We start from the raw sequence: 14,894 nt of genomic DNA, 5'->3' as shown, positions 1-14,894 counted from the left end.
AATATAAAGAAAGTTGGTAGATTATTCTTTATTGGGGTTGTTATTCCGAATTATAAGTAAGGTTTTATCGAGTGTTTATAAATAAGGTTTTTACTATTAATATGAAATAAAACTGCTAAAAAATAATATTTAATTAGTGATAAATGACGAATAAACGTCATGGATAATATGAAAATTGTTATATTGACCACACTTATAGAAATTAATTTATCTGATTTACCTTGGTTTTAATTAACGCCTTTATTTAAATTAATAATATTAATGCCTAATAAAAATGAATTATCCCTAATTATGTTGAATTTTATGTCTAAATCGTGTGAATTTTGTTGATTTGAAATGATCTATTTGTAAATGGTAAAAAACAAAAACATTGTGTAATGTCCGTTTTTCTTGTTTATAAGGAGAAAATATGGAACAAAAGAAGCAAGAGGGAAGCCGTTTTTTGCGAACGGTTGAGTGGCTAGGTAATGCACTACCACATCCCGTCATTTTATTTATTATTTTAATTGCAATTTTATTAGTTTCCTCAGCAATAGGTCAGTACTTTGGTGTAAGCGTGCCAGATCCGCGCCCAGAAGGCGCAAAAGGGCGGGCAGAAGACGGTATTATTCATATTGTAAGTTTATTGGATGCCGAAGGGATCCGAAAAATTATTGCGAATGTCGTCACCAACTTTACAGGTTTCGCACCATTAGGGACGGTATTAGTGGCATTATTAGGGGTTGGAATTGCAGAGCGGGCCGGCTTACTTTCCGCGGCTATGCGCTTAATTGTCACCAAAGCTCCGCGAAAATTAACCACAATGGCTATCGTGTTTGCGGGGATCATGTCAAACACCGCGGCAGAATTGGGCTATGTGGTGCTTATTCCACTGGCTGCCATTATTTTCCACTCATTAGGTCGTCATCCTTTAGCGGGTCTTGCCGCCGCATTTGCTGGTGTTTCAGGTGGTTATTCAGCAAACTTACTATTAGGTACGGTTGACCCGTTACTTTCGGGTATCACTCAGCAAGCTGCGCAAATCATTGATCCAACTTATATCGTGGGTGCAGAAGCAAACTGGTACTTTATGTTTGCCAGTACGTTTTTAATCACTATTTTAGGTTATTTGATCACCGAAAAAATTGTGGAACCCCAGTTGGGTCCATATACAGGTGGTGCCGTTGATGAAGATGAAAATAGCCTTTATGCTTCTGCAAACGTTACTCCACTTGAGAAAAAAGCGTTATTCTGGGCATCAGTTACCTTCTGGGGATTAGCGGCAATTTTGGCGTTGATGGTGGTACCAGAGAACGGAATATTACGGAATCAGGAAACGGGATTAGTCAGCAACTCGCCTTTCCTAAAAGGCATCGTGGTGTTCATTTTCGTGTTTTTTGCCGTCCCGGGTATTGTGTATGGCTATATTGCTAAAACTATGCGTTCTGATAAAGACATTGTTGACGCAATGGCAGGGGCAATGAGTACTCTTGGCTTATATCTGGTTATCATTTTCTTTGCCGCACAATTTGTTGCTTTTTTTGGTTGGACAAACATCGGGCAAGTTATCGCAGTTAAAGGTGCCAACTTCTTAAATAGTATCGACCTTCACGGTGGTGTGCTGTTTATTGGCTTTATTCTTATCTGTGCATTTATTAATTTAATGATTGGCTCAGCATCAGCCCAATGGGCGGTAACGGCACCTATTTTTGTTCCTATGCTAATGTTAGCGGGCTATGCGCCAGAAACTATTCAAGCGGCATACCGAATTGGTGATTCGGTCACGAATATTATCACACCGATGATGAGCTACTTTGGCTTAATTATGGCGATTGTTGTGAAATATAAGAAAGATGCAGGGATTGGTACACTTGTCTCAATGATGTTGCCTTATTCCATCATTTTCTTCATTGGTTGGTCATTATTCTTTATCGTATGGGTATTTGTATTAGGGATTCCTGTAGGGCCTGGTTCCCCGATTTATTTCACACCGGGAAGTTAGCGTTTTGATATTTAATTGAAAAACCATTGGTTGCCCTATTTTTAATTCATTGGATGAAGGGCAACCAATGAGGATGTAAGTTATGATTTTGTTATTTTAAACATAGGAACTAGATTAGATAGTAATTATAAAAATAAACTGCTGTGAGTGAGACAGTTTATTTTACTAAGTACCAACAATTACAATATTACGGTAAAAATTATTTTTATACTTAATAGAATGAAAAAGCTAATCAAATCCCTCCCAGAAATAGTCTTTTAGTTTTATTTTATCGTTCAAGTCAAAAATAATACCTTCATCTATAAGGGCTTGTTTGTGACGTAGATAGCACTCGCCTTTGACTGATAACTTACCCTGACTATTAATAATACGGTGGCAAGGCAAAGAACTTCCCGCAGGGATGGTTCTAATAACTTGGCAAACTTGGCGTACATGAGCTGGGTAACCTGCCATTTTTGCCAACGTTCCGTAAGTGACAACTCTACCTCTTGGGATACTCCCTATAAGACTATAAATGATGTCTCGGAAAGATGGCGCGTTGTTCATGGTTATAGCCTCAATTACGATGGGTGTTCATCAACCTAAGTATGTAGGCGTTGGTGGGCAGTGCATGATTAAATTGTATAGCAAGTTTGTCAATGTGATAGTTTTCTTTGGCGGAAATCACCACAATGGGATGAGAGGGGGAAGTATCTGTTTTATGACTTGAGTTTTAAGCTGTAAATGGTGTTGAATTAAGTAATTATATTTTTCATGGGCGTAGAGGATCTTTGATTTGAATTATCTCTTTCTTAATATCACACGCCTTCTTTATATTTCTATTATTTTTACTAATAGTAAGTGACATTGTAGAGATTAAGGCAAAAACCTCATTATCTCTCCGCCATTTTAGGCTAAGCCAATACCACCGCATAGAAGTGATATTGACTTAATACAAACCTAAAACTCACTAACGGTAAGTAAATAAAACATTCACGGTATTACTGAACTGCCCTGATTTAATAGCTTCAGCATCTTTCTTGGATAACTCGATACTGTAAGGGAAATAGCCGGGCTGTTGTTTACTGATACTCCCTTTATAATAATACTGATCAAACGCAACCTGTTGGTTATTGGTTCTGTCTGTAATTGCAGCTTGTAGGCCATTGTTAAAGACGATGTACTTTTTATTTATCACGCCACTGTTGCTTTGGAACGCAACACTGACTTCTAATGCCGCATCACACGTTGAATCGGGCACTAAATCTAATGAAAAGTTTTCTCTAACTGTTTGACCACCTTCAAAATTTTCAGCCGTGAGCTCTTTAAAATCAACCACTTTATCGCTCATGCGGACAATCGGTGTTGGGCAATAGTTCACCAATTTCCCGATAATCCTCGCTTGATAGATATCCCCTAAACTTTTTCTCTGGTAATCACTGTGATAACCAACATTAAAAACACCAGTATCAAAAGATTTTAACTCTCCCGTACCTCTGACCACTCGATACGTGTAACCAAATAGCACATTTTTAGGGCCCGCTTCCCAGACGCCCACTTCTAACTGCGGGGTGTTGGCCGCAGTTATTTCAACAGAGCCACTATACATACTGTCCTGATAAAGCCTAACACCGCTGTTTTTAAGTGTATTTTTTATGGTTGTTGGCGTTTGGTTGTTAAACCAAATTGTCCGCTCCGCCTTTGAGCCTGAAAACACACAAGCCCATGAAAAGAAACCACTACTGGCAGAGCCCAATAGCGTGCCGGGAGCAACGGTGCCGGGGATTGTATTCATATCAATATAGACTTCAGGAAGTGGGTTCCACGCATTTCCCGTCGAGCCGGGTACGCTATTACCCGGTCGGCATGTCACTCCGGCATACGCGGCAGAAGTTGACATCAGAAGGAGAAAGAACACGCCACTTTGCCATGACCGTTTTTTAAATTTCATTTCAGTAAGTTCCCACATTTGTATTTTTTATTTCGCCTGTGGCAATAATTGGCAAGGCTGTGCTGCGGCGCACTGGTATTTATTAAATTTCAGACCACCGAAGTCATCAATATAAGCGACCTCAAAACTGTTCCATGCCGGGTTTTTCAATGTTACGGTCGAATCACTAAACGGGGCGACAAGCACTTCAGGAAAATCTTTATCTTTACTTTGGTCAACATTGATATTGGTGATCACAATATTAAACGGGGTTGGATTCGACAACGTAATCTGTCCACCTTGTTTTGTGACTTTTAAATCGCGCTGAAAATCTTTCTCGGCAGAGACTTTGTAGTCAATACCTTTTGGGCGATAAAACAGTTTTAAGCGTGATTGGATAGTAAACTGAACCGCATTCGCTTCTTTACCTTGCGGTGGAATACCTAATACATTGAAATACAACAGACTCTCCCTGTCCGTGGGTAAGGTATTTTGCCCATCCATATACGCAATTTTGATTTGTTTTTTCTGTTTAGGGCCAATTTTTTGTAAAAAAGGTAACGCCACTAGTGAGTTAGTCAGCTTTTCACCTTTTTGGTTTTCTATCCATGTCTGCGCTAAAAACGAAGAGGCGGTATCTTGGTTTTCAACAACGATACTGGTTCCGCCATCGGCTTCATTAAAAATAACACGGGTTCTATCTAACCCAAGAACGGCATACGCTTGGCTCATGACGCTTGAGAGTAAAACAACGGAAAGTACTTTTTTAAATAATGTCATTTTTTCACCCATTGAAATCACATTAGTGACGACAAGCAATTGAATCGCTACTTTTAGCCAGGAGACTGTCCGCTAAGAACGTACACGCTTGTGCATCTCCCCAGTTGACGCTAAGTTGGTCGCCCATGTTCAACCCGGTTAAGTAGACGATACCGGATTCAGCAATAATGCCTGAAACTTTACCCGTTACGTTATTTTTCACCACTGAGCCTAATGGTGGGTATTGACCATTAGCCAGCTTAATTCGTGTTATCAGTGACTTACCAATATCTGCATCCATTTTAGCATAACCGATTGCCCCATCAGTGAGTGTAGACGCTAAAACATTATCATCAATGTTTACCGTGTCTGGCAGGTTGTTCACATCCACCTTGTATTCCATATTATAGTAGGTCGGAACGTTACTGATGGTGGCTAACCCTCGGCTATTCGTCGTCGCATGGCCATTTTCAATCATCACGCCTTGCGCATTTGGCACATCAACCACTAAGCGAGATTGGTCACGATAGGTTAAACGGTGCGCGGAAATACCGTGCTGTGTCGCAGTCACCGAGCCACTCATGGTCATACTTAGTGACGTCATGGAATCCGATAATGACCCCGTCACTTGGACTTGGCCGGCATCCGCGCTGTGTGACACATAGGTGCTCACCATCCCTTCCGATAACCCATCTTGGGTCGATGCGGTTAAATTATAGTTCGTGTTGCTATCAACATGACGACTGTAATTCACGTTATTTGCATAGCGCTTGTTGCTGTCACTGTAAGAGGCGAAATACGATATTGATGCATTTTGGTTTTCAGTACTTAATGGTTTGCTGACGGATAAATAAACTTGGTTATCCGTTTTATTATTCGCCCCACGGACTTGGTTTAAAGACAGGGAGATATTCCCACCTTTCATGACGCCTTCATCGAAGAATTTATTGAGCCCCACACTGAAATAGTTATTTTGCTTACCATTCCAATAGGTTTTACGTGATGCGGTGATATTCGCACTCGCATTCATTCCACGTAATTGCTGAGCGTAAGACAATGAAAAAACATGTTTGTCTTTATTGGTATCGATATCTTGTCTGTCGACAAAGTTTTGCTCAACAAAATTGGATAAAGAGTTAAAGGTTCTGTCGGCAAAACGGTACCCGGTTAATGTCAACTGCCCATCAATACTCGGTAAATCTTTGGCATAGTTAATACGGTAGCTTTTGCCTTTCTCACGCCCCAATAAGGTGTCGGCGTAAGATTGGGTGATATCCACCGAAAAAGCCCCTAAAATGCCGATGTTTTGGCCAATACCGAGGTTAATGGCTTTATATTTATTCCCTGATGTCGCCACGATTCCGCCAAAAACAGAGGTATGGTTAAACACCCCAACAGAGCTTTCGACAGTCATAAAATTGTCGTCAGCATGGGTGCCATTTTTCGGGGATAGCTGACCTAAATTCAAGGTGTAGCGCGCTTGCCCTTTACGGGTTAAAAACGGAATATTGGTTGTCGTAAACTGGAATTTCGTTTCTTTACCGTTATCCTCTGCCACGGTCACATCTATGGTGCCCATGATGGATTGACTTAAATCCTTAATCACAAAAGGGCCCGCCGGCACTTTCACTTGGCTGATGATACGGCCATTTTGTGATAAGGTGACCGTTGCGTTTGAGGCGGCAACCCCAGTAATTTGAGGGGCATACCCTCTGAGGTTCGGTGGCATCATGCTTTCATCGGTAAACATGCTCACGCCTTTGAAACGCACGCTATCAAACAAGTCTGATTTAATGAAAATTTCCCCGGCAAACAACTTCGCCGATAAGCTGGCAATGTCCCTAAAAGCGTAGACTTGGTCCCAATCTAAGTTGCGTTTCTTGCTACCCCGTCCATCTTCGCCCGCCAATTTATTCTCATATTGGTAATTTGCCCGTAAACGCCATTGCGCGAAGTTAGCGCCCACATTCCCGAAGGCATAGAGTTGGTTACGTGTTTCTTCGTTTTTACGGATTAAATGATTATCGCTAATCGTATAATCTAAAATTAACCCCGCAATCCCATAATCGCGCATTTCAGGGCTCACCCACGAAGAATAAGTCGATGCCATATATTTCTGAGGTATCGAAATACTCAGGACTTGTTCGCTATCATTAAAATCGATAGCCACATTTTTATCGAGAGAGAATAAATTAATACATGCGTTTTCTTGAGTAGAAAGTAATATTTCTTTCGCTTCTTCATTTAAGGGGAAACGTTTTATTAATTCTGCCGTAATACACGGCTCAATCGTTCCATCATGATTAATAAACTTAATTTTTTCGCCGCGGATAATTTTTTTATCATTTAAAATAATATCCGATTCATATAAACCTTCACTTAAACTATTTTTTTCAAAATAGCTTAGGTCAATATTGTCGTCTGCAGACAAATTAAGGGCATTGATATTAAAAGTTTCCGCATTTGTATACCCACCACACATAATGAGTGAGATAATATAACCTATATTTTTTTTCTTAAAATACATGTTGGCACTCTTATGATAATCGATAGAGGGAATACAAAGCTTTACGCTAATTAGCGTAAAGCTTTTGCTTAGGCATGATAGCTATCTTATTCGTAGCTTAATACGTAGTTTGCGATAGAGTTGATGCTACCTGAAGTGGCGGCACCGGTTGCTTCTGCTTGAGCAGACAAAATAATTGTGGTGTCAGACGCTTTCAGTGTTTGCTCTAAAGTATCACCGGGTTTAATGGCTTTACCTGCATTGTCTAAGAATGAAACTGCAACGTTATTTGCGCTACCAGTGCTTGACCATAAAGATGCGTTTGTGGCATCAGGTTGGCCATTAAACGTAATTTTTACTTTAGAATAAGGAGTACCTGAAGCACTTGGGTCTAATTGGCAATCTTGTAATTTTAATTCAAATGAATTGAGTGAGCCTTTTTTACCTGCAGAATCTAAATTAACCGCGGCAATATTACCTAATTGAACTTCTTTATTCACATCAGTCGGTGCAATTGTACATGCACCGCTATTAACTGTGCCTTTAAACGTAATTTTACCAGAACCGGCATCCGCAGCCATTGCAGAAATAGAAGTTGTCGTTAACGCTAAGCATAATGCAATTAAAGTCTTATTCATGTTATCTACCTTATATTAAGTCATTTAATTAAAAATTTTTATCTGTTGTGAAGAACGAAACAAATAATATCCATAAAATGAGTAATCAGATATCGCTAAAGTATGTATTTCGCCGGTAGAATGTAACGAAATATATTAAATTAACGCATTGAAATTAAAAGAAAATAAAAAACGAAATATTTATTAACATTATCACTAGCGCCGCGTTAAGGCGTTGAATGCAGATCTTTAAGCCAAAAAAACAACTCACCATAAGCATTAAACGCCAACATAACCAATAAAAAATAAACACATTACAAGAGTATTTGGGCAGTGAAATATATCTTAAATAATCAAAAACCGAGTTATTGAGATATTTATTTACATCCGTTTATGAGTTTGAAATGACTTTATCGCGTTAGATTAATTCATTCGCATAAGAAACAAGTCTAATCGTTTGTTTTTTAATGTTATTTTTGATGGGGTTAAATGAAGGCGATATTCTGATGTTTTTCACTTATTTTTATCCGGTAAAGTAGATAAAACAAAATTTATTACAAAACAATTGGTTAGAATATATCATGTCTAATGGAACTATTACGGGACTTATTTATCCCATGCATTTCTAGGGTGAATATGGGATGAAAATGTGGGTTTTCTACTATTAAAGAAAAAAGGATTACAACCTCAACGTAACAATAGCTTGTCACTTTATGCAAATCAGTCGACAGGGCTATTACAAAATACTGGATAGGATTGAGGAGCGAAAGAAAGCTGATCCATCATTAAGGTCGGGGGATACAATCTTGTTCTTCGGAGTATCAGGAAATACATAAAGAACATAATATTCAATATTCTATGATAGATAGCTACGATTGTTGCCAAAATGCTTTAGCGGAACGAATTAATGGAATATTGAAAATGGAGTACTTTCTGATAAAACCGAGTAATCTAGAGCTAGTGAGAAAATTAGTTGAAGATGCCAAAAACGAAGGTAAAAAATTCATACTAACTAGGAGGCGCCGACCAAAAGACTCTGCTTTTAGTGCTGCCTTAAATTCAGGTGTACTTGGCGCACCATGTTTAAGAATTTAAAACATTTCTACGATTCTTGAGAATATTGTTTTTATTCCATTTTTTTATTCTATGATGGTTAACTAATAAAAATGATATGGATAATAACGAAATATTTAAAGAATGTAGGAATGAATAACCTTAATAACTTCAATAGGTAGGGCATTTAGTTAAGGACTTAATAAAGCCTCAAGAAAGTTTATAGTCTTAAAGTTTATTATTTTTTTAGGTACGGGTATCACCAAGTTTTGGTGATATAAAATTCCATTAAAAAGGAAATGTTAACATCTTGTTAATTAATAACATGTGGCGTTTAAGACTTGTTGGATAAAAAAACTGTTTTTTTTAAATATATGAGATAAGTAACTATATTTAGTGATGGTGTTTACCCGAAAAATGACGAGTTCGTTAGACATTGTTTCATAAACCTTACTTATATTAAGGGTAACCAGATATTAATAGTTAATAATCAGCATTTTCAATAAATAAAATTAATGTTTGGTTTTATTTATTACTCGTATGTGAGTTTGTTATTTTTATTTTATTTAATTAGTATTGCTCGCAGTTAGTTATTCTTACATTATTCAGTATCTACTTTGTATTTTTCAGAAAGGAAATAAAAATGGCAGCTAGATATCCTATTGCCAAAATAGTAGGGAGCAGAATAAAAAAGCTTAGAAGGGAGTATGGATTAACAGGAACTGAAGTGGCAATGGCTTTGAATGTTAGTCAACAGCAGTTTTCTCGCTATGAACGAGGTATTAACAGAATAGATATCGATTCTTTAGTTATGATTGCAGACTTCCTTAAAGTCAGTGTTCATTATTTCCTTGAAGATATAGATTTAGAACAATCAAATAGCTGGACCTCTGAATATAACTCATTATTAAGTCATGGTTTTTATTCAAACAATAAAAAAAATGAAGGTTAGTATTTGTTTTAAGGATCTCCTTATATTTACGGTTCATATTAGTGGTTATATTACTTCACATGTTATCGAACATCTCAAGTCATTAAAATAATGATAAGAATAAAGTTAACTAAATTCTAGTTATATCAATAAAACTATTGATATGGCTGTGTACCAACTAAGGTATTGCCTTAGTATATATTAATAATATCATGAAATAAGGGTTTAAAATGAAAAAGACGCTATTAGCATCTTCAATTATCGCATTAACATTCACTGCTGCATCAACTTCATTTGCTGCGGATGTAGGAAGCGGTACTATTGAATTCAATGGTACTGTGAATACTGGTGCTTGTACCATTGCTCCTTCTTCTGTTAACAAAGAAGTTCAATTAGGTTCTGTTCCAGCTGCATCATTACAAACAGCTGGTTCACAAGGTCCAAATGTTGATTTCACATTAGAATTAACGGATTGTATTTTGGACCCTACCGCAAGTGGTACTGATTATTCTAAAGTAACAGTTAAATTTACGGGCCAAATGGATGCAGCTGGCACCTTATGGGCAAGTACTGGTACTGCTACCAATGTTGGTGTGTTATTCCAAAATGCAAGTGGAACAAATTTAAAAACAAATGATACTGTTGAGCAAAGCTTAAACGCAGGGACAAATGTTATTAATTTATCTGCTCGTATGCAGGCATTAGGTGCAGCTACAGCCGGTTCTGTTAAATCTACAGTCGCTTACGTTTTAGATTACCAATAAGTATTAATATAAAAACATTAAAAAAATAATAAATCTTATATTTGCTGATTATGCTGTGTATAGCAATTGCTTCACAGCATTTTCAGTTATATGAGTTCATTCAATAAATCCATTATAGAATATTGCGGCTAATGAAAAAGAACAATTTTAATAAAAACATAGTGACTAGTTTAGTATCTAGTTTATTGTTTTACACTTACTATGTTAATGCGGATTCTGTTCAATTTAATGAAGACGCATTATCTATTTTGGGTAATGCTAATATAGATTTAAGTGCATTTGAGAAAAATAAAATTAGTGAAGGTTCTTATTTTTCTAATGTATCGGTAAATGGTCGAAGAATCAATTATTTTGATCAAATAAACTTTTTAAATAAAGACGAAAATATACAACCTTGTATTTCTAGAAACTTAGTAGAAGTTATTGGGTTAAAAGAAGAATTTGTTAAAGAAGTACCAACATGGGAAAATGGTCAGTGTTATGATCTTGCATCACAGGATAAAAATATTCAGGCAAGATTCGATGATGAAAAGCAAGAGTTAATGCTTTCAATACCTCAAGCTTATTTTCAGTATTCTGATGACAATTGGGTTCCGCCCATGCAACGGGAAGTTGGAGTTAATGCACTCGTATTGGATTACAACTTTGTTGAAAACTATATTAAGTATAAGAATACTCGAGATATTAATAATTTTAGCTCATTCGGTTCTATTGGTGCGAATGTAGGGCGTTGGCGTGTTCGCAGTAATTATCAATATCAAAAAGATTTTAATGATAATAAAAATGATAATTTTAAATGGGTGCAAACTTATTTATTTACAGATTTACCTAGTTTATCCGCAAAATTTTTTGCGGGTAAGTATTATACAGTAAGTAATGTATTTGATTCTGTACGCTTTAACGGCGTTAGTGTCTTTACGGATGAGAACATGCTACCGGCTTCTCTAAGGGGGTATGCACCGAGTGTCACAGGAACCGCGACAAGTAATGCGACAGTCACTATCTCACAAAATGGACGTATCTTGAATCAAATGAAAGTGGCACCAGGGCCTTTTTCAATTGATAATTTGAGTTCCTCTTTATCAGGGACTCTTGATGTTAAAATTACAGAAGAAGATGGCTCTATACGTGAGTACCAAGTTTCCTCGACCAATATTCCTTTTTTAACACGCCCAGGCATGGTGCAATATAAACTGAATGCAGGCCGGTTAGACCCAATGGGATATAAAAACATCAATGATGACTTTATATCAACTGAAGCTTCTTGGGGGATCCTCAACAATTTATCTATTTTTGGTGGTATTTTTGCAACCTCTAATGATGAATATCATGCCTATAATGCAGGTGTTGGGGTAAATATGGAACGCTTTGGTGCAATATCTTTTGATATTACACAGTCGAAGAATCAACTACAGGATATCGCTTTACGTACTGGTGAAAGTTACCGTATTAATTATGCAAAACGTTTTTCGAATTCAAGTCGATTGGATTTAACAGGGTACCAGTTTTCTAATGAAGGCTTTATGTCAGTGAATGATTATATTAGCTTAAAAGAAACTCCGTTAACGCCACATTATCGGCAGAAAAATGTATTTACGACTTCTTTTACACAACAACTCCCTGATTTACAGGCAGATATAAGTTTAATTTACTCACGGGAAAGTTATTGGAAAGAATCAAAAAATAACAATACTCTCAATTTATCGTTTAATAAAACCATAAATACAAGTTTTATAAATAATGCGATTTTATCATTATCTGTTGGTGAAAGTAGTTACGTGAAAGGTAAGCGCTCTAAGCAAGCATACCTTTCGTTAAGTATACCATTTGGTGGTGAAAGAAACTCACGGATTCAATACTTTAGTTCTTATAATGATATTGATAAAAAATATAATAGTAATATTAATTACAATTCTAAAATTAATGACAATAATGTTAGCTTAGGTTTATCAAGTAAAGACTTTTTTGAAAATGCGGCAATGAATGCATCCGTTTATCGTGATACGCAATATGGTACTGCACAACTAACAGGATCGTATGGTGAAGATTACCATACATTAAGTGGGTCACTAGATGGCTCCTTGACGATTACCAACCAAGGCCCAGTCTTACACCGACGAGTTTATGATAACCAAGCTCGTATGGTTATTGATACAGATAAAGCGAAAGGGGTATCAATTAATAAAAATGAATCAGTTACGAATGGGTTTGGTTTAGCCGCAATTAGTAATGTTCCAACCTATTATAGGTCGACCCAGTATGTAGACCTTAATAATGTACCAGACAATGTCAGCATTGATGACAGCGTGATTGAATCAAATTTAACTGATGGTGCGGTTGGTTATTCAAAACTCAATACATTAGTGGGGGAAAAAGCGTTAGTTACAATTAAATTCCCTGACGGAAATACGCCCCCATTTGGTGCTTTAGTTTATGGCTCTGATAATAATAGTGTATTGGGAATGATTGCAGAGGAAGGGCAAGTTTATTTAACGGGCTTCCAACCAGATCAAAAATTAACGGTTAAATGGAGTGGTGACCAGTCATGTCGAATTATGTTAGGAAAACAAAGCCATTTAGCCAGTAAGAATATAACCTGTAATAAAGAATAGAAAATCATGAAAAAATTTAAATTAATAATAAGTGCTTTAATCTTGATTAGCACATACACACATGCATCAATTTCTGTTGACCGTACTCGCGTTATTTATGATGAAGCAAGTAAAGGTGTTAGCGTTGTGATTGAGAATATTGATAAAAAAGACCCTTATTTAGTTCAGTCATGGGTCGAGAATGAAAATGGTGAAAAAATTTCAGAGCCACTAATTGCTTTGCCTTTATTGCAACGTGTTGAAGCGAATCAAAAGAAACAGGTTAGAATTAGTTTATCAAAAAATGACGTGAAAATACCGAACAACCAAGAGTCTTTATTTTACTTTAATGTCTTGGGTATTCCACCGAAAACTAAACTAGAAAATGCTGTTGAAATTGTTATTCAATCACGCTTTAAATTATTTTATCGTCCAAGTGAATTGAAAAAATACCCTAACAATGATTGGCAGAAAGAATTGAAAGTGGAAAAAATAGGAAACTCGTTAAAATTAACTAACCCGACACCCTATCACATTGTTGTGATTAATGTTAATGATAATGAATCTAAAGTTACTGATTTTAAAGAAATTGTTATAAAGCCAAATAGAAATTCAACATATTTTCTATCAGATAAACAAGTGAAATCGCCGAAAATGGTTATTACTTATATTGATGATTATGGAACACCAAACTTATTGAAATATACATGTAATACAACTTGTTCCTTATCAAATGAAAAGGATAAGAGATAAATTATGTTAATTTTGAATAAAATAAATTCATTCGCTATATTATTTTTGCTAAGTTTTCAATCAGTAGCTGCGGTTAATAATTGTACACCGAGTTCAGGAGCTACATCTATAGAACAAGAATTAACCTTTGATATTACAAATAGTAGTACTTCAATTCCAAATGGTACCTTATTGACATCAGCATTGAGCTCATATGTATCAGTGAGATGTGAGTTTACTGGCTCATCAAGTACAGCTAATGCCGTTTACTTTAAAAATACAATGCCAACTGCAATTAAAACATTATTGATTAATAGTGGTGTCAGTGTGACGCAACAAAATGCAATTTCATCTCCTAGTCCAGTAACGATAACCAACCCAACTGTTCCAAATATTTATTTGGGGTATTGGAGTCAACCAGAGACAGGAATTACACGTAATATTGCTTTCATGTATAACTTCTATGTTTATAAGGGGGCTAATGCTCTTAAACCTTTTGATACTGGGTTATTTTTATTAGGAGCTCATGTGGATTATTTAGGCAAGGATTTAGGCGGACCAACTTATGTGCGAATTAAAGGAAACTTAACCTTACTCTGCCCTGCGCCGGCGGTTAATATTACGGCTTCTAATGGGGGGAGTGTAAACTTTGACACGATTTCACCTAAACAAATGAATGCGGGAGATGTGGTTAGCCGAACTTTTAATTTAGGTATGTCAGTGCCACAGGACTGCGAAACAGGGCTGAATATATCAGTTCGTTTTGAACCCAATAATAATACGGTGCTAGGTGGAAAATATCTTGATATGGGTAATGGATTACAAACACTATTAACCCGTAATTCAACTGATATTAACTATAATGAAAGTTACAGTATTGGCGAAATCATGCCACAATCACCGATTAGTGTCCCTTTTACTGCGACATTAAGCAAGATAGCAGGTAGCACCATCGCTTCAGGTCCGTTTTCTAAAACAGTTCGAGTTGTTGTTTCATATTAAGAGTGTTAATTGACATTTTTTCTATGGTGTTATATTGAATATACATATT

Annotated in this window: 11 protein-coding genes; 6 read left to right on the top strand and 5 right to left on the bottom strand. The window is 36.6% G+C overall.

Annotation, left to right across the window (positions count from 1 at the left end; all coding sequences use genetic code 11):
* The first annotated feature begins 409 nt into the window (after positions 1 to 409).
* Positions 410 to 1,981 (top strand): AbgT family transporter, encoded by a 1,572-nt coding sequence (locus M1F26_RS16330; RefSeq protein ID WP_110591172.1) that lies wholly within the window; start codon positions 410 to 412, stop codon positions 1,979 to 1,981.
* Between the two features lie 228 nt (positions 1,982 to 2,209).
* On the opposite strand, the gene M1F26_RS16325 is transcribed toward M1F26_RS16330, so the two are convergent.
* From M1F26_RS16325 to M1F26_RS16305, 5 genes are all read right to left on the bottom strand, one after another.
* The gene (locus M1F26_RS16325; protein WP_094961548.1) at positions 2,210 to 2,527 is read right to left on the bottom strand and encodes an MGMT family protein; all 318 of its coding nucleotides are present in this window, start codon (positions 2,525 to 2,527) and stop codon (positions 2,210 to 2,212) included.
* Between the two features lie 403 nt (positions 2,528 to 2,930).
* Entirely contained in the window at positions 2,931 to 3,911 is a 981-nt protein-coding gene (locus M1F26_RS16320; protein WP_227528840.1) for a hypothetical protein, read from the bottom strand.
* 27 nt (positions 3,912 to 3,938) lie between these two features.
* The gene (locus tag M1F26_RS16315; protein ID WP_164560871.1) at positions 3,939 to 4,670 is read right to left on the bottom strand and encodes a molecular chaperone; all 732 of its coding nucleotides are present in this window, start codon (positions 4,668 to 4,670) and stop codon (positions 3,939 to 3,941) included.
* 22 nt (positions 4,671 to 4,692) lie between these two features.
* Positions 4,693 to 7,176: a fimbria/pilus outer membrane usher protein gene (locus M1F26_RS16310; protein WP_140171705.1), complete on the bottom strand. Its 2,484-nt coding sequence runs from the start codon at positions 7,174 to 7,176 to the stop codon at positions 4,693 to 4,695.
* A gap of 86 nt (positions 7,177 to 7,262) precedes the next feature.
* A complete protein-coding gene (locus M1F26_RS16305) occupies positions 7,263 to 7,793 on the bottom strand; it encodes a fimbrial protein (protein WP_140171704.1) in 531 nt (176 codons plus the stop codon).
* Positions 7,794 to 9,468: 1,675 nt separating this feature from the next.
* Between M1F26_RS16305 and M1F26_RS16300 the strand changes: the two genes are divergently transcribed.
* The 5 genes from M1F26_RS16300 to M1F26_RS16280 all read left to right on the top strand — a co-directional run bounded on the left by M1F26_RS16300 (position 9,469) and on the right by M1F26_RS16280 (position 14,845).
* On the top strand, positions 9,469 to 9,777 hold the full coding sequence (locus tag M1F26_RS16300) for a helix-turn-helix domain-containing protein (protein ID WP_004258958.1): 309 nt from the start codon (positions 9,469 to 9,471) through the stop codon (positions 9,775 to 9,777).
* Between the two features lie 209 nt (positions 9,778 to 9,986).
* The gene (locus tag M1F26_RS16295) at positions 9,987 to 10,520 is read left to right on the top strand and encodes a fimbrial protein (protein ID WP_004258955.1); all 534 of its coding nucleotides are present in this window, start codon (positions 9,987 to 9,989) and stop codon (positions 10,518 to 10,520) included.
* Between the two features lie 131 nt (positions 10,521 to 10,651).
* Positions 10,652 to 13,132, top strand: a complete 2,481-nt coding sequence (locus tag M1F26_RS16290; RefSeq protein WP_140171703.1) for a fimbria/pilus outer membrane usher protein — start codon at positions 10,652 to 10,654, stop codon at positions 13,130 to 13,132.
* 6 nt (positions 13,133 to 13,138) lie between these two features.
* Positions 13,139 to 13,864 carry a molecular chaperone gene (locus tag M1F26_RS16285; RefSeq protein WP_140171702.1) on the top strand — a complete coding sequence of 242 codons (726 nt, stop codon included), beginning with the start codon at positions 13,139 to 13,141 and terminating at the stop codon, positions 13,862 to 13,864.
* A 3-nt stretch (positions 13,865 to 13,867) separates the two neighbouring features.
* A complete protein-coding gene (locus M1F26_RS16280; protein WP_140171701.1) occupies positions 13,868 to 14,845 on the top strand; it encodes a fimbrial protein in 978 nt (325 codons plus the stop codon).
* The last annotated feature ends 49 nt before the right edge of the window (positions 14,846 to 14,894 follow it).

The sequence above is a fragment of the Providencia sp. PROV048 genome, assembly GCF_033688165.1.
In the GTDB taxonomy this organism is placed as follows: Bacteria; Pseudomonadota; Gammaproteobacteria; order Enterobacterales; family Enterobacteriaceae; genus Providencia; species Providencia hangzhouensis.
This window is presented reverse-complemented; position numbering and strand designations above follow the sequence as displayed.

Bases quoted from the DNA above. Each gene is read 5' to 3' on its own strand.
- M1F26_RS16305 (WP_140171704.1), bottom strand. From the start codon at position 7,793: ATGAATAAGACTTTAATTGCATTATGCTTAGCGTTAACGACAACTTCT.
- M1F26_RS16295 (WP_004258955.1), top strand. From the start codon at position 9,987: ATGAAAAAGACGCTATTAGCATCTTCAATTATCGCATTAACATTCACT.
- M1F26_RS16300 (WP_004258958.1), top strand. From the start codon at position 9,469: ATGGCAGCTAGATATCCTATTGCCAAAATAGTAGGGAGCAGAATAAAA.
- M1F26_RS16320 (WP_227528840.1), bottom strand. From the start codon at position 3,911: ATGAAATTTAAAAAACGGTCATGGCAAAGTGGCGTGTTCTTTCTCCTT.
- M1F26_RS16325 (WP_094961548.1), bottom strand. From the start codon at position 2,527: ATGAACAACGCGCCATCTTTCCGAGACATCATTTATAGTCTTATAGGG.
- M1F26_RS16315 (WP_164560871.1), bottom strand. From the start codon at position 4,670: ATGACATTATTTAAAAAAGTACTTTCCGTTGTTTTACTCTCAAGCGTC.
- M1F26_RS16285 (WP_140171702.1), top strand. From the start codon at position 13,139: ATGAAAAAATTTAAATTAATAATAAGTGCTTTAATCTTGATTAGCACA.
- M1F26_RS16310 (WP_140171705.1), bottom strand. From the start codon at position 7,176: ATGTATTTTAAGAAAAAAAATATAGGTTATATTATCTCACTCATTATG.
- M1F26_RS16290 (WP_140171703.1), top strand. From the start codon at position 10,652: ATGAAAAAGAACAATTTTAATAAAAACATAGTGACTAGTTTAGTATCT.
- M1F26_RS16280 (WP_140171701.1), top strand. From the start codon at position 13,868: ATGTTAATTTTGAATAAAATAAATTCATTCGCTATATTATTTTTGCTA.
- M1F26_RS16330 (WP_110591172.1), top strand. From the start codon at position 410: ATGGAACAAAAGAAGCAAGAGGGAAGCCGTTTTTTGCGAACGGTTGAG.